Below are 17,306 nucleotides of genomic sequence, written 5' to 3' on the forward strand. Positions count from 1 at the left end.
TAGCTACCCGCTCGATGGTGCGCTAACGGGCGGGCTGCGGCAGCTTGAGCCAACGGGGAATCGCCGTGTTCACGATCCACGCGGCACAGCGCGCGAAGGCCGTGGAGGCAGGTTCGACTGCGCCGACTGCGCCCGTTTTGCCCGCCGTGCTTATCTCGACGAAGGCGTCGCAAGGCAAACGGTACCCCTCTCCTTCGCCGAGACGCACGTGATTGATGGGCGTCGCATCGAGCAGCCAATTCAGCGATTCGTCCCGATAGCGCAACGTCAGTGTGCCCTCGATTGCAACGATCGAGCTTGCGCGGCGCAATCGGGTGACGTGAATTTGACCTGGAACATACCGCATTTCGTAAGCTTGCATGGCTGTCGGTCCTGAATGTGAGCGGTCTTTCGAGCTGTTTGCAGACACCTCGAGCTTACGATCGCAGTCACGGGACGCGACAGACCCAGCACGACGGAATCTGCAGCGATACAGTGCTTCGTTCGACCCCACTGTATCGGTCCTCAATTCGCCGATCTGTATCTGGCCTGCATGCCATGTTTGGGACACGATCGACCCATGCCATTTCCCGACCACCCCCCATTCGATCTGCCTATGCCCGGCGAGCCGCTGTACGAACGGCTCGCGGAGCACTATCGCCGCATCATCGGTGCCGGCACGCTTGCTCCCGGGGACCGCATGCCCTCGGTGCGCGCATTCATGAGCCGCCATGGCGTCAGCTTGTCCACCGCCGTCCAAACGTTTCGGCGTCTCGAGGAAGCAGGCTTGCTCAGCGCGCGTCCGCGTGCCGGATATTTCGTGCGCCGACCCGTCGCGCGTCTCGCGACCGTACGAGAGCCCGGCATGACCTCGTTGCCCGACGAGGCAAGGTATGTAGGCTTGCACGAACGCGTCTCGCGCGTGATCGAACGGGCCAGCGCCTGCCCCGGTGCGTTGAACCTGGGCGGTGCGACGGCGGTTGCGGGGCTCTATCCAACGACCCGGCTCCAGTCGTTGACGACGCGTCTTTTGCGTCGCCGCCCAACGTTACTGACAGAGGTCGGTGCCGATAGCGGCGCGCCCGAATTTCGGCAGACTGTCGCACGGCGTGCATTATCGGCAGGCGTCGTCGTGCCGCCCGATGAAGTCATCGTGACGATGGGCGGAGTCGAAGCGGTCAATCTCGCCTTGCGGGCGGTGGCGCAGCCGGGCGATACGATCGCCATTGAATCGCCCGCATTCTTCGGACTCCTGCAGATACTGGAAAGTCTGGGTTTGAGGGCATTGGAGATTCCGACGAGCCCGACCACGGGCCTATCGCTGGAGGCGCTCGACATGGCACTCTCGGCGTACGGCAATGTGAAGGCGGTCGTGGTCGTGCCGCATTTGCAGAACCCGCTCGGCTCGGTCATGGACGACGAACGCAAGGCGGCGTTGGTCAGCATCTGTGGGAGGCACGGTGTTGCCATCATCGAGGACGAACCGTATCGAGAACTCGTCGAGGCCGCGGGGACGCGACCGATCAAGGCGTGGGACCGTGAGGGGAACGTGATTTACTGTCCTTCGCTCAACAAGGTGCTGGCGCCGGGGCTCCGGCTTGGCTGGATGGCGGCGGGCAAATGGGCGAGCCGCATCAAGATGCTCAAGTTCACGCAGAGCCGTCACAACGAGATCCTGCCGCAGCTCGTCGCGGCGGAGTTTCTAGCCTCGGGCGGCTTCGACCGCCATCTGTTTCAATTTCGCGAGCGTTTGCGGACCCAGCGCGAGGCCACCGCCGACGCCATTGCGCGCTACTTTCCCGAAGGCACACGCCTGAGTCCGCCCGAGGGCGGCTTATTGCTCTGGGTTGCGCTACCGGAAGGCGTACGCTCCGAGCGCCTGTTCGAAGCCGCGCTGGCCGTGGGCATCCGGATCGCTCCCGGAGCGATCTTTTCGAATGCCGGTCAATTCGATTCGTTCATACGAATCAGCTGTCCGAGGCCTTTCGATCGAGAGTTGGACGATGCGTTGCGGCGGCTCGGGGCGCTTGCCGGGGGCCGGCTGGAATAGGTCCATTTGAGCGTCATGTGTGGCGTCCGCGCCGCACATTCCCCTTCATTATCAAAACTAGGGGAAAACCCGTAGGTATTTTCGATATAATGACGAACCGATCCAGCTTCCAGTTCCGATTCGTCAGATGAAAGCCTTTGAGAAATTTGCCTTTTCCGTCGTCACGCTATTCGGCCTGATGTGCTTTGCCGTCGTAGTGTACGGGCGAAGCCCGGAAGCGCGGGACGCCGTCCATGAAATCGTGAAGGCCGGTACAGCGTGGCCGCTGGGCGCTTGCTCGATGTCGCCCGACGATCCCTGCACCATTTATTGGCTGAACTAAAGAAAAGGGAGTGCCGTAATGTCCGGCACTCCCTTTTGGCTTCCGGCCAGCTAAGCGGGCCAGCTAAGCGGGCCCGCTTAGCGATGCGAATGGGCGCTATAGCGCCCGTTTTTTATTCGCCGCCGTCTTTCAATTGCGGCAACGCTGACGCCTCGCCGGGGGTGAGCAGGCCGACTTGCGAGTAGATCCGCAGCTTTTCGCGCGTATCGGTGATATCGAGGTTCCGCATCGTGAGTTGGCCGATTCGGTCACGCGGCGAGAACGTCGATTGCACCTTCTCCATCGAGAGCCGCTCCGGCTGATACGTCAGATTGGGCGACTTCGTGCTGAGAATCGAATAATCGTTGCCGCGGCGCAGTTCGATCTTGACCTCGCCCGTCACGGCGCGGGCCACCCAGTGCTGGGCCGTTTCGCGCAGCATGATGGCCTGGGGATCGAACCAGCGGCCTTGATAGAGCAGGCGGCCCAGCCGACGGCCGTTTTCGCGGTATTGCTCGATCGTGTCCTCGTTGTGAATACCCGTGACGAGGCGCTCATAGGCGATATGGAGCAACGCGAGCCCCGGGGCTTCGTAGATACCGCGGCTTTTGGCTTCGATGATCCGGTTTTCGATCTGATCGCTCATGCCGAGACCGTGGCGGCCGCCGATCCGGTTCGCTTCGAGCATCAGCTCCACGGCATCCGTGAACTCGACGCCGTTCAGCGCCACCGGACGGCCTTGCTCGAAACGGACGGCGACCTCTTCCCTGGCGATTTGTACGTCATCGCGCCAGAACGCGACCCCCATGATCGGATTGACGATCTTGATGCCGCTTTCGAGGCTCTCGAGATCCTTGGCTTCATGCGTCGCGCCGAGCAGATTCGAATCGGTCGAATAAGCCTTTTCCGCCGACATTTTGTATCCGAAGCCCGCCTGCCGCATGAACTCCGACATTTCGGCGCGGCCGCCCAGTTCGTCGATGAACTGTTGATCGAGCCACGGCTTGTAAATCTTGAGGTCCGGATTCACGAGCAGACCGTAGCGGTAAAAGCGCTCGATATCGTTGCCCTTGTAGGTGCTACCGTCGCCCCAGATGTTGACGCCGTCTTCCTTCATCGCGGCGACGAGCATCGTGCCCGTCACGGCGCGGCCGATCGGCGTGGTGTTGAAATACGTCACGCCCGCCGTCGAAATGTGGAATGCACCGCATTGCAGGGCCGCGAGACCCTCGGCGACGAGTTGCGCGCGGCAATCCACGAGGCGCGCGCCTTCGGCGCCGTATTGCGTCGCGCGGCGCGGGATCGAGTCGTAATCGTCCTCGTCGGGTTGGCCCAGGTTCGCTGTATACGCATAGGGGACGGCACCTTTGATGCGCATCCAATGCAGCGCGGCGCTCGTGTCAAGGCCGCCGGAGAAGGCGATGCCGACCTTTTGGCCGGTCGGAAGACTCTCGAGAATTGTGCTCATGAGGAAAACCGTTGATTCGGGGTAGGAGAGGTACCGCGAGATTGTAACGCCAGGCAATCCGCCATTATGACGCAACTCGTGGCGCAGTCGCTCGTATCGTCGGAACGGGTGGTTTCTCGTGGCATGGATGATTTCCTCGCCGGACACCGAAGATGCGGTGTGGGAAGATGCTCTACACTTTCCGGCTTAGACCAAAACCGCGCCCTACAACTCAAAGGCTGCGCCGCTTCGCGCGGACGTGGCGATACTCATGACAGTGCAAACGCCGCAACCCGTGGAATCCCTCGACTCTCCAAAAAGCACAATGCATCGCGGTTCCTTTCGGCGTTTTTGGGGGACGCGGGGGTTATCGTCGCTTTCGTTTCAGATGCTTGCCGTCGCGATCGGCTGGCATATGTATGCGTTGACGCATAGCGCTTTCGCGCTCGGTCTGGTCGGACTTGCGCAGTTTCTGCCGATGTTCGCGCTGACGCTCGTCGTCGGGCACGTTGCCGATCGCTATGATCGCCGACGCATCATCGCAGTCTGCCAGTCGATCGAAGCGTTGGCTGCCGGTATTTTTCTGCTTGGCACGCTGGGCGGATGGCTCACCGCCCCCGCGATTTATGCGCTGGCGGCCGGAGTGGGGGCGGCGCGCGCGTTCGAGGCGCCGTGCGTGGCGTCGCTGCTGCCGGCTGTGGTGCCGCGCAGTGAGTTGCCGCGCGCGACCGCGCTATCGAGTTCCGCGAACCAGGTCGCACAGATTCTTGGACCGGCGTGTGGGGGTGTCCTCTACGGGGTCGACCCGAGCGCGGTCTATCTCGCTTGCTTCATCGGTTTTCTCGCCGCGGCGGGTCTCGTCGTTTCCATCCCGTTGCGCGCGAAACCTGTCTCGCGTGCGCCGGTGACGTTCGAGTCCGTGTTCTCGGGCATCGCGTTCATTCGCCGCGACCCGGTCATTCTCGGGGCGCTTTCGCTCGACCTTTTTGCCGTACTGTTCGGCGGCGCTACCGCGCTGTTGCCGATTTTTGCGCGCGATGTGCTATTGACCGGGCCTTGGGGGTTGGGTGCGCTGCGCTCGGCGCCCGCTGCCGGGGCGCTCATCGGCACGCTTTGGTTTGCGCGGTTTCCGCTGCGCACGCGGCCCGGTGCGGCGATGCTCGGCGGCGTGATCGTGTTTGGCGCTGCGACGATCGTCTTTGGCTTGTCGACGAATTTTTTCGTTTCGCTGGTCGCGCTTGCCACGCTGGGCGCCTCGGACGTGATCAGCGTCGTCGTCCGCTCGTCGCTCGTGCAATTGCGTACCCCCGACGACATGCTCGGGCGGGTGAGTGCGGTCAACTCGCTTTTCATTGGCACGTCGAATCAATTGGGCGAGTTCGAATCGGGTATCACGGCCGGATGGTGGGGAGCGCGCGCGGCTGTGCTCGTTGGGGGTATCGGTACGATCGGGATTACGTTGCTGTGGATGAAGCTTTTTCCGCCGTTGTTGCAGGTGCGATCGTTTGAGCGGGAGTAGCGTTACAGTACTCCCTCCCCGTTACTACACACTCCCCTCACGCTCGACTACGAGAATGCGCGCCACCCCGCGCGGGTGGGCGACATGCTCGCAGCCTGTATCGGCGAAGAAAACATCCCCCGTTTCGAGCGTCGTGATGTGTTCGATCCCGGCGCTGCGATAGTGCATATCCACCACCCCATCGAGCACCGCAAACACCTCTTCGCCGTCATTGATGTGCCATCGATATGGCTCATCGGTCCAGTGCAGGCGCACTGTCGTGCCGGCCATATTGGCGATATCGATCGCGTCCCAGGCGCGCTTGCCTTCGAACGCTCTGCTTCGAATAACTTTCAATGCATGCTCCGTCGAGTATCGATACAAAACGCACCCGCCACGCTCACGCTCGTGCCGCTTCCGCGATCTCATTGACGACTGCTGCTCGCTTTGCAAGCGAAGCGGCCGAACGCTCCTTGCTCATCGCCAGAATATGAGCGGGCGCCGTATCGGGACTACCCGAATCGAACGGCGGCGCGGGCGCATATTCGAGTTCCAACTGAATCGCCTGAGCTTCATCGTCGCCCGCCAATTCCGCCGCGATGGTCAATGCAAAGTCGATGCCGGCCGTGACGCCCCCGCCCGTCAACAGATTGCCATCGCGAACGACGCGGCCGTGCGTCGCAATGGCGCCCAGCGGTTCGAGCAGCGAATGAAATGCCCAGTGCGTCGTGGCGCGTCGGCCACGCAATAGCCCCGCGGCACCCAGCAGCAGCGAGCCAGTGCAAACGGAGGTGACATAACGCGCGCCGGCTGCTTGCTTGCGAACGAACGCGATCGTTTCCTCGTCGCGCATCAAGTTCGTCACGCCGCTGCCGCCCGGTATGCAGATGACATCGAGCTGGGGGCAGTCGCTGAAAGTGATGCTCGGTGTCAGCAGGAGTCCGCTGCTCGAGGCAACGGACTCCCGCGTTTTCCAAACCAGGTGCACCGTGGTATCCGGTAGCGATGCAAGTACGTCATGCGGCCCGGTCAGATCGAGTTGCTGAACTTCGGGGAATACGAGAAAGCCTACTTGCAGTGTCATGAGGTACCTCGGCGATGGAATGGAATGGAACGGAACGATGCCGGTTTGCTGCGGCCGGCGCGGATCGCCCCGTCGACAAGACCATTCTATGCGTGTACCGTATGGCGGAAATGCCATTTAACCCACGTTTCCTGCCACGTCAATTTAGAAGCCGATTATCCAGGCGATGCTTCCGATCCTGATTCTCGCGTTCCCCGATGCTCAATTGCTCGATATCACCGGGCCGCTGCAAGTCTTTGCCTCCGCCAACGAACTGGCGGCGGAAAGGGGGCGGCCGCGGCCGTATGCGGCGCGTGTCGTCGCGGCGGAGCCCGGCGCGATAACCACGTCGTCAGGACTCGCGGTCATGGCCGATGGGCTTCGTTCGGCCGCAAAGGGCATCGATACGCTGATCGTTCCAGGCGGCAGAGGAGTGGAGGCAGCATCGCAGGACGCGAGACTGACGCGCTGGGTTCGCAAGCAGGCGACTAGTGCGAGACGTGTCGTGTCGGTATGCAGCGGAGCCTTCGTGCTGGCGGAAGCTGGCTTGCTCGACGGGCGTCGCGTAGCGACGCACTGGAGCCGCTGCGAGCAATTGGCGAAACGCTATCCCGCGCTTCAGGTGGAAGCGGACCCGATCTTCATTCGCGACGGCGCGATATGGACATCGGCCGGTGTGACCGCGGGCATCGATCTGGCGCTGGCGCTAGTCGAAGAAGACCTCGGCAGGCCCGCCGCCCTCGATGTCGCGCGCGAGCTCGTGGTATTCATGAAACGCCCCGGCGGGCAGGCGCAGTTCAGCGCGTTATTGTCGATGCAGCAAGCGGGCGACCCATTCGCCGAGCTCCATACATGGATGGCCGAGCATCTGGGCGCCGATCTCTCGATACCCGCATTGGCGCGCCGCGCCCGCATGAGCGAACGCAGCTTCATGCGGCACTACCGCGCCGAGACGGGCCGCACACCCGCGCGAACGGTCGAGCAGTTTCGGGTGGAAGCCGCACAGCGCTTGCTGGGCGAAACGTCATGGTCGATCAAACGCATCGCCTCCCGGTGCGGATTCGGCACCGAAGAAACGATGCGCCGCACGTTTATCCGTCTGCTACGCGCGACACCCCAGGCGTATCGCGAGCGGTTCGCCTCGCAATGATGCGCGCCGCAGACCCCTCGGCACAGATCAGATAACGAGCCGCGAGATCTTGGTGCCCTCGAGCGAGACGCCCGCCATCAATCCCGCATTCGTCAGCACGAAGGCTTCCACGGGGCTAAGGGTCGTCGACGTATCGACGTTGCCGTTCGCCCCGACATGCAGTACGGCTACCGTGGCATCGACGCCCGCCGCCCACCCTTGGCTGTTGACGAATTTGTCGAGCGCCTCTTGCGTCATGAACAGCATGATGATGGCTTTGGATTGCGCACCGATCTGCAGTCCGAACGATGCGGCCGCGATGCTGTAGTAGCCGCTCGTCTGCTCGCCTATACGCAAGGCGCCTTGGCCGTATTGGCCGCCGAACCAAAAGCCGGCCGAAATGACCGAGGGAAACACGAGCACCCCGCGCGCCTTGCCGACGAGTTCTCGAGACCCGTTGACGGTGGCGTAGAGCCGGGACAGCGTCGAGTTGACGTCGGCATCGATCGACTGACGCCGTCCGGCATTGGCCTCGGGCGTGGCGCTCGAAGAAGCGGGCGTGGTAGTGCATCCGGCCAGCGAGAGTCCGCCCGAAGCCACAATGGCACTCGTCATCGCAATGAATTGACGGCGTTGCATGCATTCTCCTGATGATGTGAGCGGCGCGCGATGTCTCGATTTTCCGCACGTCAGTGTCAGTGACCCGAAAAGAGGGGACGGAGTTCCTGACAGATAGTTGCGCGAGAGGTGACGCGAACAGATACTGGCCGATAAGCGACGCGCGAGCACCGTTTGCTGCCGCTCGGCGCGGTTTGCAATTCTTTGCGTTTTTCGCGTTGCACGGCGCACACCATCCTGTACCATGCTGCGGCACGGAAAACCCCCGGCGGTCCCGCGCCTGCTCGCGCCCGGGCTCGCACCACCATCGAACACTGAACGCATGAAAGATCTCGGACATCATGCCGCTCGGCGCAGCGGTTCGTTCATCGTATCTCGCGCCGTGCTGGCAATCGCCGCGGCCACGCTTGGCGCCGCGCTTGCCGGCTGCAACTCGCTCTATACGGAAGGTGCCACGGCAGGCGCCGGCGTCGCCGGTGCGGCAGTGGCCGCCAAGGTCACGAATAACGCTGCGACGGCGGCGGGCATCGGCCTCGGCGCCGTCGCCGCTGCACGAGCCGGTGTTCAGTACTCGCAACGCATCGTCCATCGCGACACCCAGGACAGCATCGCCAAAGTGGCCGGGCCTCTCGCCGTTGGCGCAGTGACGAATTGGACTGCGACGCATTCGGTGCCCATCGAAGAGGACGAGCACGGACGCGTCACGGTGAGCCGCGTCATCAGCCAGGGTGCGCTCGATTGCAAGGAAATCGTGTTCTCGGTCGATCGGCCCGCGAAAAAGGATGCGCCGGCTTCGAGCGCGTTCTACGTCGCCGCCGTTTGCCAGGACGGTAATGCGTGGAAGTGGGCATCGGCCGAACCTGCCACCGAGCGTTGGGGCGCGCTGCAATGAGCGGGCCGATGACCCCACGGCTGCCATTGATGCGCCTGGTCGCGGCAGGGGCCCTCTCCATTTGCGCGGGCCTTACTTTGAACGGTTGCGCATCGGTGGGGGCTGCGGTTGGTGCCGTTGCCGGTGCCGCGACAGGTCTCGTGTCGGCCAATCCTGCCGTCGGTATCGGCGTCGGCATCGCGGTGCAGGGCGCAACGGACGAGGCAGTCAAGCGCTACACGCGTTCGATGCATACCGATCAACAGGACGCGATTTCCAGCGCGGCTGGTGAGATGGACGTGGGGCAAACGCGTCCGTGGCGCGTCAAGCACCGCATCCCGCTCGAAAACGGCCACGGCGAGGTACGCGTGACGCGCGCTTTCGCGACGCCGCTCACGAGCTGCAAGGAGTTCGTGTTCTCGGTCATCGACGGGGACAAGCCCGGTGCGCCGCAGCACTGGTATGCGGCGAGCGCGTGTCAGCAGGACAGCCGATGGAAATGGGCGTCGGCCGAGCCGGCGGTCGAGCGTTGGGGCACGTTGCAGTAACGTGCGGGCACAAGGCGGTCGTTTGCAGCGACGGCGTTCGTGTCAGCGCGATTTGCCGCGCGCGCTCTTTTTGACGGGGGCGGGACGCGCGCCATCTTTCGCCGCCATCCCCTCGCTTTCGTTCAATTGTTCGATCCAGGACAGTGCGTCGACATAGCCGAGGAATTGCCGCAGGTACTCCGGGGACAGCTCGCGCATCAACGAGAGCGAGCGATAGACGAGGCTCTCGGAATTGAGTGGCCCCGCATTCCCGGGTACCTGTTCGTGCGATTCGCGTAACCGGCGCTCGGTGCTGAGCTTGGACCACGTGTGCCTGAAATAATCGAGCGCTTCCGGCTCGGGATCGAACCGCAATGGACGTGCCGAGTCGCCGGTTGCAGGGCGATCGCGATCGCTGGGCGCACGATTCGCGGCCATCTGGTCGACGAGCTCAGCCAGCGCGCTACGCGGGAAAGGATCTGGCGTCGTCGTCATCATCATGTTGCGTTCAACCGTAACCGGCGCCGCTTTTTCAAGGTCTACAGCATAGGCGTCGATCAGCTCTGCGATTCGCTCGTCCAGAAGGCGACGCACCTCGCCCGTCTGGTCCGCGGCGCGGCGTGCGAGCGTTTCGATCGCTCGGAAGCGCACCGGCTTCACGCGATGGGCACCGCTTTCACGCCATGCTTGCAGCATCGAGGCTGGATCGAGGGCCTCGCTAGCCATGGGACCTCGCCGTGGCGGCCGCCGCTTTTGGCATCGGCGCGAGTTCGACTCGTCGATTCCTGGCCCGGCCTTGCTCGTCCGCATTCGAGCTCACGGGCTGTTGCGAGCCGAACGCGGCTGCAAAAACCGACGACGGTGGAATGCCTTCGTCGATCAACGCGCGCGTCACGGTCAGCGCGCGCTTTGCCGAGAGTTCCCAGTTGTCGGCAAAGTGCCGGTTGCCTTCGCGGACCTGCAGATCGTCCGCGAAACCGCTGACCATCAGGATTTCCTCGTGGCCTCGTAAATAGGCCGCCAGCGGCCCTGCAAGGCTCTTGAGCAACTCGCGCCCTTTCGGCTGCAGTTGGTCCGAGTTGAGCGCGAAGAGCAGGCTGCCGCTAATGCCGATGTGTCCGTCGACGAGCGTCACGCGGCCCGCCGCGAGCGGCCCGGCCAGCGCCTGCTCCAGTGTCTTGCGCCGCTGCGCTTCGAGCTGGCGTTCCTTGATCTCTTTGTCGAGCTGTGTGGAGAGCTCCATTTGAACGCCGATGACGCCCACCAGGATCAGCACGAACACACCGAGCAGAACCGACATCAGGTCGCCGAAGGCGGCCCAGATCGGCGCGCCCGATTCGACGCCGGCTTCGATTTCCTCGTTCATGCCGCCTCGGCTCCGGCGGATTCCGACGTGCGCTGCGTGGCGAGCCGTTGCAAATCTTCGACGATCTGCTTTTGCGACATCATGCTCAGATCGATGACTTCCCGCGCTTGGGCGACGTAGTACGCGAGCTGGTCATCGCTGCGAGCGAGCGATTTGTCGAGTGCCGCTTCGATGCGCTCCAAATGCGCGACGAGTTTCTCGTTCGCGTCGCCGAACAGCTGTGCGGCAGCGCCGAATGCCTCCGAAAGACTCGCCACTTCGATTGCGCTGCTCGTCATCTGCGCGACAACGGTGCCGAGCTTGTCCGACTCGGATCCGAGCGTTTCGGTGAAGCGCTGGCCTGCGCGTTCGAGCAGACCCGAGGAGGTCGCAATGAGTTCGTCCACGGCCGAGCGTTGACGAGTCGAAGCGTCGTTGACCGCATCCAGCAGCGTATTCAACGTCGCCAGCATCCGGCTGCGCTCTTCCAGCATCGCCGTATCGCGCGCCATACTGTCCGACAGCTTCTGACGCAATTGCGCGACGACTTCGGCCGCGAGCTTCGGTGCCTCCGATGCGGCTTGCATCAGGCGCGCAATCTCGGCGATCGTCTCGCTCGCATGGGCCTGCGTCTGGGCTGCCGTTTCGCGCATCGTGCGGGACAGCGCATCGCAGATCTCCTGCTGTCGGCTTGCGTTGCGGGCACCCGAGCGCTCCCATTCCTGACTCAAAGCCGCGGCCATTGCTTCGAGCCGTTGGGCCCAGGCCGCGAGTCGTGTTTCATCGCGCGATGCGAGCAGATCGGCCAACCGGACGTGCGCTTCACTCGTGGACTGGAGCAAAGACGCCGAATGCTGCTCGAATTGAGCCGCCGCTGCATCCACATACTGTTGCGCCGACGCGCTCAGGCGCGCGACGAGCGCCTCGTTCGATTGCCGATGCGCATCCAGCGCGCGGTCCCAGATCTGCGCCACGGCCGCGCTCGACGTTTCGAAGCCTTTCGATAATCCATCGAGCTGGCGCTCCACCGACCGCGCGATGCCGTCGCGCAGCGCGACGCTCTCGCGTTCGAGGCCGGCCATCGTGGTTTCGACGACCGGCTGGAGCATGGCCCCCGCGTTGCGAGCGTTTTCGGCGATGCTCTCTTTCAGCGATTGCTCGACCGACGACGCGAGGCGGAGATACGCCGCTTCCGTCTTGCTGTGAAACGCTTCCTGGCTGGCCAGCTGCCGCTCGTTCGACTTCACGTTTTGCTGTTCGATGGCGATGGTCATGGCGTGCAACCGGTCGACCAGCGTTGGCATTGCATCGGCCTGCCGCTGCAACAATCGGAATGCTTCGTCGCGCCGATGCGCAGGCGAAAACGCACGCAGCGTCGTCGCGATCTTCTCATCGAGCAACTCGACGGCTTGGGTGCGCTCGCGTCGGCAAAACGCAGCGAGCAGGCCCAGCATCGCCGAAGTCGCGACGCCGGCAATCGAGGTGCCGAACGCGAAGCCGAGCCCTTTCACCGGCGCGGCCAACGAAGCGCGGATCGCTTGCAGGTCGGCGGCGCTTTCGAGCGCCGCACCCGTACCGCGAAGCGTCGCCATCATGCCGAGCAGCGTACCCAGCATGCCGAGCAACACGAGCAAGCCGACCAGGTAGGGTGCGAGCGCAGGCGAGGGCAAAGCGCCGCGCGTACCTTCGATGCGCAGGCGCACCCCATGGCGCAGGCTCGCGGGCACGCGTTCGAGCCAGGCCCCGAGCGCGGGCGGCGGCTCCGCAAGGTCCGAGACTGCTTCGATCAGTCCGGACGTCGCCCGATGATGCCGTTGCAATTCGACCGAGCCGGCGACATAGCACGCGCCGATCGACAGCGTGACGATGAGCGCCACTGGATTCGAGACGACATAGCCGGTACCAATCCAGGCAAGAACGGCGAGACCGCCCAGGAACACTGCGAGATGAATGGGATTCCTAAACATTGGGTCCGGATTAGCTGGTGCGAAGGGCGGCAAGCAGCCCTTGCACCGGTTGAAAACGAAGATCGAGTTCGGCGTGCAGAACGCACTGCATGTCGTAGCGGAACGTGTCCAACCACGCACCGGGCTCGATCGTGGGGAGGCGGCCCTGAGCCTGCGCTTGTGCTTGAGGTTGAGCTTGTCCTTGTGCCAACCGTTCGGCTTCGGCCGTACGCAGGCGCTCGAAATGCCCACGCAGCGCAACGGGCGCACTGCTCAACAGATGTTGCTCGCGCGCTTCGAGCGCACGCTCCATTGCAGCATCGACCATCGCAAGGCGGCCCATCGCGCTCGAGCGCATTGCCAGCGTGGCCCTCAGGCGGCGACGCAGATTGCCGATATGGGTCTCCATGCTCTGCTGCAGTGAGAGGTAGCACTGTCGAAAGAGCGTGTAATCGGCTGCGTCGTCGCCCTTGTCGTTGCGCTGCGGCGCGTGCGCGAGTATCGATGCGCGCCCGTGCGTTCCGCGCGTCGCAGACCTTGCAGGCATCAATGTGCTGTCGCGCGCGATGGCGCGAGCCAGCGTTGCACGAACGCGATCGCACTCGCTTTCGCATGCTTCGGCCGTGCCTAGCGGTTGGGCGTCGGCGACGACCACGGCGGACGCGCCCCCGCCGAGCGCCGAGGAGAGCGCGATGGCGTCGGTCCAATCGAGCCACCCGCTCAGGCGCTGCGAGAGCGTCTGCGCGGGTTCGGCGACGTTGCTGTCTGTCAGGCGGGCGAGCAGACGAATAAGTGTCGGACCGCTCAGTGCTGAGCGCTGCGGGACTGTCACGATACGGCTTTACGAGCGGAGTCGAAAAACCCGACAGTTTACACGCTGACGCGGGATCGCCCTCGCTTGTCGAGGTGGCGGCTTCGGCGCCGCTGCCATCGGGCTATCATGGCCGGGGTGCTAGGCCCCAGGCCGCTCCAGTGGCCGGCGCCAGGTGTCATCAACTCGAACAAGTCCTTTGCATTCCAAGTGGCTAATACGATGTCGATCTATACGGATTCGGTCTATGCGCGCCTGTCGAGCGCCGAAGACGAGCTCAAGCGCCTACGTCTGAGGCAGATGCGTTGGCTCGCCACGGGACTGCTGATAGGCGTCACGTTGCTCTATGCCGCTTCGGTCGTCTTTGCTCGATCGAGTGCGGCATGGCCCTTCATCGGCGCATTCGCGGAGGCAGCGATGGTCGGCGCCTTGGCCGACTGGTTTGCCGTGACGGCGCTTTTTCGTCATCCGCTCGGTCTGTCGTTCATCCCGCACACGGCAATCATTCCGAAGAACAAGAATCGCATCGCCGATAACCTCGGCGATTTCGTTCAGGGCGAATTCTTTTCGACGGAGCGCGTGACGAACGTGATTCGGACCGTCGATCCGGCGGCGAGAGTCGCGCAATGGCTGGCCGACGAAAAAAACGCGGATCTCATCGGTTCGGGTACCGTCAAGCTGTTGAGCTACGGCTTGACGCTGCTCGACAACGCCGAGGTGCGCGCGTTCCTCAGAAAGACGGTGGCGAACAAGTTTGCGGATATCGACTTGTCGACATTGGCGGGGCAAATCCTGCAAGCGCTCACGCACGACGGCCGGCACCAGGCCGTGCTCGATCAGATGCTCACGGCAACGAGCAAGTATCTGAACGACGAAAGCATCAAGCATCGGGTGGCTGAATTCCTGGCGGACAAAATTCCGCTCTATTTCAAGTCATGGAAAGACTCGACGGCGAACTATGCCATCGAAAAGCTGCTCGATTTTCTCGGCAGACTGCTGGACGAAGTCGATCGGAATGCGGATCATCCGCTGCGCGCCGAATTCGACCGGGCGGTATGGCGATTGATCGCGAGACTGAAAGACGATCCCGCGTTTCGGGATCAAATTCGCGGCTATCAGCGCCAACTGGCCGCTAATCAAGTGCTGACCGATTATGTCGATGGCCTATGGCGAGACTTCAACGCCTGGCTGCGCGCGGATATTGCGAGCGGTCAGTCGAGCATTCGGGCAAGGCTTTCGGGTGCCGTGAGCGCGTTCGGTGCCGCGCTCGCGGGCGATGCGGGAATGCGGCAGGTCATCAACGAGCAGATTCTGTTGCAGGTGCCGCGTCTGCTCGACCATTTCCGGCCGAAGCTGGGCGTGTTCATCGCGAGCAAGATGAAGGAATGGAAAGAACATGAGGTCGTCGAGAAGCTCGAGCTCAACATCGGCCGCGACTTGCAGTTCATTCGCCTGAATGGAACGCTTGTCGGAGGCTGCGTTGGGCTCGCGATTCATCTGCTGACCGTATGGCTGCAGTGAGTTCGGTATGCCGGCAAGACCTTACGCCGCCGCCGGCTCCTGAGCGAGATGCATGCTGGGGCTCGAAGCCGCGGCATGCTCGCGAATCAGTTGTTCGACGGTCTCGCCCGATACCGTTTCGGATTCGAGCAGGCGCTCGGCGATGGCCCGCAATACCGGTTCGTTGGCGCGCAGCAACGCCTGGCATGCATCGTCGAGTTCCCGCAGTAGAACGTTCGCGTGTTCGATCGCATTCTTCAGCTGCAAGCCCGCGTATTGAGCCGGCAGCGCCGCGAGGCTGAACAGGTTTCCGTCGACGTTGAAGCCGAACTTCGACACCATGTCGAGCCCGATCCGCGAAGCTTCCTGCAAATCCTGCGCGGCGCCGCTCGATGCTTCGGAGAACACCAGCAGCTCCGCGTTACGTCCGCCGAGCAGTACCTGGATTTCGTTGCGCATCTCCGTCTCGCGATAGAGATGCTTGTCTTGCGCTTTCGTGACCAGTGCCACGCCGAGTGCGCCGCCTCGCGGCAAAATCGTGATTTCCTCGAGCACGCCGGTACCCAGCAGAGCCGCCACCAGACCGTGCCCCGCTTCGTGAACGGCAATGCGCGTACGTTCTTCTTCCGACAGTGCGCGTTCCGCGCCGCTGACGTCGCCGATGCGCGCGATCTTGATGGCTTCGATGAAGTGCGCGGCCGTAATCGTGCTCGCGCCAGCTTTGCGAGCGACCAGGCCCGCCTGGTTGACGATCATCGCCAGCGTGGCGGGCGAAAGCCCCGTCGTCAGCCGGGCCAATTGACCGAAGTCGATATCGTCCGCCTTCGACGTCAGCTTCGCCGCGTAAAAGCGGAGGATCTCCGCCCGGTCTTCGAGATCCGGCAGGCGCACTTGTACCGTTCGATCGAACCGGCCGGGCCGGCGCAACGCTTCGTCGAGGTTCTCGGGATGATTGGTCGCGGCGACGACGATCACCCCCTGGTTGGATGCGAAACCATCCATTTCCGCGAGCAACTGATTGACGATGCGGTTGCTTTCCGCTTCGGCCGGCCCGCCGCCGGTATCGGTGCGCTTGCCGAGGCCGTCGGCTTCGTCGATGAAGATGACGGTGGGCGAATTTTTACGCGCCAGCTCGAACAGATGCTTGACCTTCTGAATACCGACACCGTAATACTTCGCGCTGAAATAGCTGCCGGTGATCGAGATGAAGCTTGCGCCGCATTCGCCCGCGAGCGCTTGCGCCAAGCGTGTTTTGCCGACGCCAGGACCGCCCGTCATCAGAATGCCGCAGGGGGCGCGTACGCCCATATCGGTGAATCGGGCCGGGTCCGTCAGATACGACTGAACGTCCGCCAGCGCGGCTTTGGCTTCACCGGCGCCGATGACGTCCTCGAAGCGCAATGTCGGCGACTCTTCGAGCAATTGCGCGCCGCCCGTCATTTCGCGGCGCATGAACCAGAAAAGGCCGCCGATCAACATCAGGGGCATCAAAAGGGTAATGAGGTCGCGAATCTTGTCGAATGCGGCAGCCCAGCGAGCCATTCCGGTCTGAAGGTTTGCGTCGGGCAGCCAGACCAGTTGATAAGGCGCATCGGCGCCCGCTTTCATTTCGCCGAGCAACAGGGCATTTGAAAACGCACCATTGTGATCGGTCACGAAGTATTTAGCCCCCGTTTGCGTCGACACCAGGATCGCATCACGGCTCACACCTATTGCGGCAACCTTCTCCTCGCGAATGTCGCGCAGCATTTCCGATGCATCCCGCTCTTGCCGCGTCCAGGCTGCCGGATCGTGCCGCATCTGGAGGGCGATGCCGGTCAGCGCCGGATGCATCGCGTCGACGCGCTGCTCGTAGCGAAGATAGCCGAATGCAGTGATTACCGCGACAGCTAGGGAGATTGCGCCAAAGACCGTATATCGGACGATTCGGGCGCGCGGCGAATTCTTTGCCGGTTTCATGCAAGTTTCCTAAAACGGGGTCGTGGTCTATAAGGCGGCGCAATTAAGTAGGAGGAAAAACGTAACTATTATGCGACCCCTATTCAGTGCAGTGCACCATTCGCATTATGCCTGTGCTTTGCATATAACCAAAAGGCAAGGAAGGGCCAAATTTGCCGTTATTCCCGGGATCGGGGTGATCGGAGCGGGGGCAGGAGAGCCCTTGGAATGTCCTGCGTTAGCCGGAGCGGAGCGGGGGTCAGGGCATGTGCGGTACGTCCCT

The 17,306-nt window shown here is 62.9% G+C and carries 17 protein-coding genes; 7 read left to right on the forward strand and 10 right to left on the reverse strand.

Translation table 11 applies throughout. The features are described from left to right. Positions 1 to 22: 22 nt before the first annotated feature. Entirely contained in the window at positions 23 to 361 is a 339-nt protein-coding gene (locus GWC77_RS11025; protein WP_173256946.1) for a hypothetical protein, read from the reverse strand. Between the two features lie 198 nt (positions 362 to 559). Here GWC77_RS11025 and GWC77_RS11030 point away from each other — a divergent pair, with 198 nt between their 5' ends. Then, on the forward strand, positions 560 to 2,029 hold the full coding sequence (locus GWC77_RS11030; protein ID WP_173256947.1) for a PLP-dependent aminotransferase family protein: 1,470 nt from the start codon (positions 560 to 562) through the stop codon (positions 2,027 to 2,029). Positions 2,030 to 2,156: 127 nt separating this feature from the next. Continuing rightward, entirely contained in the window at positions 2,157 to 2,351 is a 195-nt protein-coding gene (locus tag GWC77_RS11035) for a hypothetical protein (protein WP_173256948.1), read from the forward strand. 112 nt (positions 2,352 to 2,463) lie between these two features. Here the strand turns inward: GWC77_RS11035 and argG are convergent, their stop codons facing one another. Next, the gene (gene argG, locus GWC77_RS11040; protein WP_173256949.1) at positions 2,464 to 3,798 is read right to left on the reverse strand and encodes an argininosuccinate synthase; all 1,335 of its coding nucleotides are present in this window, start codon (positions 3,796 to 3,798) and stop codon (positions 2,464 to 2,466) included. Between the two features lie 304 nt (positions 3,799 to 4,102). Here argG and GWC77_RS11045 point away from each other — a divergent pair, with 304 nt between their 5' ends. Beyond that, on the forward strand, positions 4,103 to 5,296 hold the full coding sequence (locus tag GWC77_RS11045) for an MFS transporter (RefSeq protein WP_254366906.1): 1,194 nt from the start codon (positions 4,103 to 4,105) through the stop codon (positions 5,294 to 5,296). A 24-nt stretch (positions 5,297 to 5,320) separates the two neighbouring features. Here the strand turns inward: GWC77_RS11045 and GWC77_RS11050 are convergent, their stop codons facing one another. Together GWC77_RS11050 and GWC77_RS11055 are read right to left on the reverse strand one after the other, a co-directional pair. Continuing rightward, the gene (locus GWC77_RS11050; protein ID WP_173256951.1) at positions 5,321 to 5,632 is read right to left on the reverse strand and encodes a cupin; all 312 of its coding nucleotides are present in this window, start codon (positions 5,630 to 5,632) and stop codon (positions 5,321 to 5,323) included. Positions 5,633 to 5,675: 43 nt separating this feature from the next. Then, positions 5,676 to 6,359 (reverse strand): DJ-1/PfpI family protein, encoded by a 684-nt coding sequence (locus tag GWC77_RS11055; protein WP_173256952.1) that lies wholly within the window; start codon positions 6,357 to 6,359, stop codon positions 5,676 to 5,678. A gap of 166 nt (positions 6,360 to 6,525) precedes the next feature. On the opposite strand from GWC77_RS11055, the gene GWC77_RS11060 reads away from it, so the two are divergent. After that, the gene (locus GWC77_RS11060) at positions 6,526 to 7,488 is read left to right on the forward strand and encodes a GlxA family transcriptional regulator (protein WP_173256953.1); all 963 of its coding nucleotides are present in this window, start codon (positions 6,526 to 6,528) and stop codon (positions 7,486 to 7,488) included. Positions 7,489 to 7,515: 27 nt separating this feature from the next. On the opposite strand, the gene GWC77_RS11065 is transcribed toward GWC77_RS11060, so the two are convergent. Next, positions 7,516 to 8,106, reverse strand: coding sequence for a YSC84-related protein (locus GWC77_RS11065; RefSeq protein WP_173256954.1), 591 nt, complete (start codon positions 8,104 to 8,106; stop codon positions 7,516 to 7,518). 301 nt (positions 8,107 to 8,407) lie between these two features. Between GWC77_RS11065 and GWC77_RS11070 the strand changes: the two genes are divergently transcribed. Beyond that, positions 8,408 to 8,977 carry a hypothetical protein gene (locus GWC77_RS11070; RefSeq protein WP_173256955.1) on the forward strand — a complete coding sequence of 190 codons (570 nt, stop codon included), beginning with the start codon at positions 8,408 to 8,410 and terminating at the stop codon, positions 8,975 to 8,977. Positions 8,978 to 8,985: 8 nt separating this feature from the next. After that, a complete protein-coding gene (locus GWC77_RS11075) occupies positions 8,986 to 9,504 on the forward strand; it encodes a hypothetical protein (RefSeq protein ID WP_173256956.1) in 519 nt (172 codons plus the stop codon). 42 nt (positions 9,505 to 9,546) lie between these two features. On the opposite strand, the gene GWC77_RS11080 is transcribed toward GWC77_RS11075, so the two are convergent. Genes GWC77_RS11080 through GWC77_RS11095 form a run of 4 tightly spaced genes read right to left on the reverse strand, consistent with a single transcriptional unit; the run spans position 9,547 to position 13,606 of the window. Then, positions 9,547 to 10,209 (reverse strand): DUF2894 domain-containing protein, encoded by a 663-nt coding sequence (locus GWC77_RS11080; protein WP_173256957.1) that lies wholly within the window; start codon positions 10,207 to 10,209, stop codon positions 9,547 to 9,549. Beyond that, positions 10,202 to 10,849, reverse strand: a complete 648-nt coding sequence (locus tag GWC77_RS11085) for an OmpA family protein (protein ID WP_173256958.1) — start codon at positions 10,847 to 10,849, stop codon at positions 10,202 to 10,204. Before GWC77_RS11085 ends, GWC77_RS11080 begins: the two co-directional genes overlap by 8 nt. Then, positions 10,846 to 12,795, reverse strand: coding sequence for a DUF802 domain-containing protein (locus GWC77_RS11090; protein WP_173256959.1), 1,950 nt, complete (start codon positions 12,793 to 12,795; stop codon positions 10,846 to 10,848). Before GWC77_RS11090 ends, GWC77_RS11085 begins: the two co-directional genes overlap by 4 nt. Positions 12,796 to 12,805: 10 nt before the next feature. Next, positions 12,806 to 13,606: a DUF3348 domain-containing protein gene (locus GWC77_RS11095; RefSeq protein WP_367949034.1), complete on the reverse strand. Its 801-nt coding sequence runs from the start codon at positions 13,604 to 13,606 to the stop codon at positions 12,806 to 12,808. A gap of 201 nt (positions 13,607 to 13,807) precedes the next feature. Here GWC77_RS11095 and GWC77_RS11100 point away from each other — a divergent pair, with 201 nt between their 5' ends. Beyond that, positions 13,808 to 15,106, forward strand: a complete 1,299-nt coding sequence (locus tag GWC77_RS11100) for a DUF445 domain-containing protein (protein ID WP_173256960.1) — start codon at positions 13,808 to 13,810, stop codon at positions 15,104 to 15,106. Positions 15,107 to 15,127: 21 nt separating this feature from the next. Here the strand turns inward: GWC77_RS11100 and GWC77_RS11105 are convergent, their stop codons facing one another. Further along, positions 15,128 to 17,044, reverse strand: a complete 1,917-nt coding sequence (locus GWC77_RS11105) for an AAA family ATPase (RefSeq protein WP_173256961.1) — start codon at positions 17,042 to 17,044, stop codon at positions 15,128 to 15,130. Positions 17,045 to 17,306 lie beyond the last annotated feature (262 nt).

The sequence above is a fragment of the Paraburkholderia sp. NMBU_R16 genome (assembly GCF_013282575.1).
Classification (GTDB): Bacteria; Pseudomonadota; Gammaproteobacteria; order Burkholderiales; family Burkholderiaceae; genus Trinickia.

Excerpts from the sequence above, each read along its gene's own strand:
- GWC77_RS11025 (WP_173256946.1), bottom strand. The coding sequence starts at position 361 with ATGCAAGCTTACGAAATGCGGTATGTTCCAGGTCAAATTCACGTCACC.
- GWC77_RS11030 (WP_173256947.1), top strand. The coding sequence starts at position 560 with ATGCCATTTCCCGACCACCCCCCATTCGATCTGCCTATGCCCGGCGAG.
- GWC77_RS11035 (WP_173256948.1), top strand. The coding sequence starts at position 2,157 with ATGAAAGCCTTTGAGAAATTTGCCTTTTCCGTCGTCACGCTATTCGGC.
- argG (WP_173256949.1), bottom strand. The coding sequence starts at position 3,798 with ATGAGCACAATTCTCGAGAGTCTTCCGACCGGCCAAAAGGTCGGCATC.
- GWC77_RS11045 (WP_254366906.1), top strand. The coding sequence starts at position 4,103 with ATGCATCGCGGTTCCTTTCGGCGTTTTTGGGGGACGCGGGGGTTATCG.
- GWC77_RS11055 (WP_173256952.1), bottom strand. The coding sequence starts at position 6,359 with ATGACACTGCAAGTAGGCTTTCTCGTATTCCCCGAAGTTCAGCAACTC.
- GWC77_RS11060 (WP_173256953.1), top strand. The coding sequence starts at position 6,526 with ATGCTTCCGATCCTGATTCTCGCGTTCCCCGATGCTCAATTGCTCGAT.
- GWC77_RS11065 (WP_173256954.1), bottom strand. The coding sequence starts at position 8,106 with ATGCAACGCCGTCAATTCATTGCGATGACGAGTGCCATTGTGGCTTCG.
- GWC77_RS11070 (WP_173256955.1), top strand. The coding sequence starts at position 8,408 with ATGAAAGATCTCGGACATCATGCCGCTCGGCGCAGCGGTTCGTTCATC.
- GWC77_RS11075 (WP_173256956.1), top strand. The coding sequence starts at position 8,986 with ATGACCCCACGGCTGCCATTGATGCGCCTGGTCGCGGCAGGGGCCCTC.
- GWC77_RS11080 (WP_173256957.1), bottom strand. The coding sequence starts at position 10,209 with ATGGCTAGCGAGGCCCTCGATCCAGCCTCGATGCTGCAAGCATGGCGT.
- GWC77_RS11085 (WP_173256958.1), bottom strand. The coding sequence starts at position 10,849 with ATGAACGAGGAAATCGAAGCCGGCGTCGAATCGGGCGCGCCGATCTGG.
- GWC77_RS11090 (WP_173256959.1), bottom strand. The coding sequence starts at position 12,795 with ATGTTTAGGAATCCCATTCATCTCGCAGTGTTCCTGGGCGGTCTCGCC.
- GWC77_RS11100 (WP_173256960.1), top strand. The coding sequence starts at position 13,808 with ATGTCGATCTATACGGATTCGGTCTATGCGCGCCTGTCGAGCGCCGAA.
- GWC77_RS11105 (WP_173256961.1), bottom strand. The coding sequence starts at position 17,044 with ATGAAACCGGCAAAGAATTCGCCGCGCGCCCGAATCGTCCGATATACG.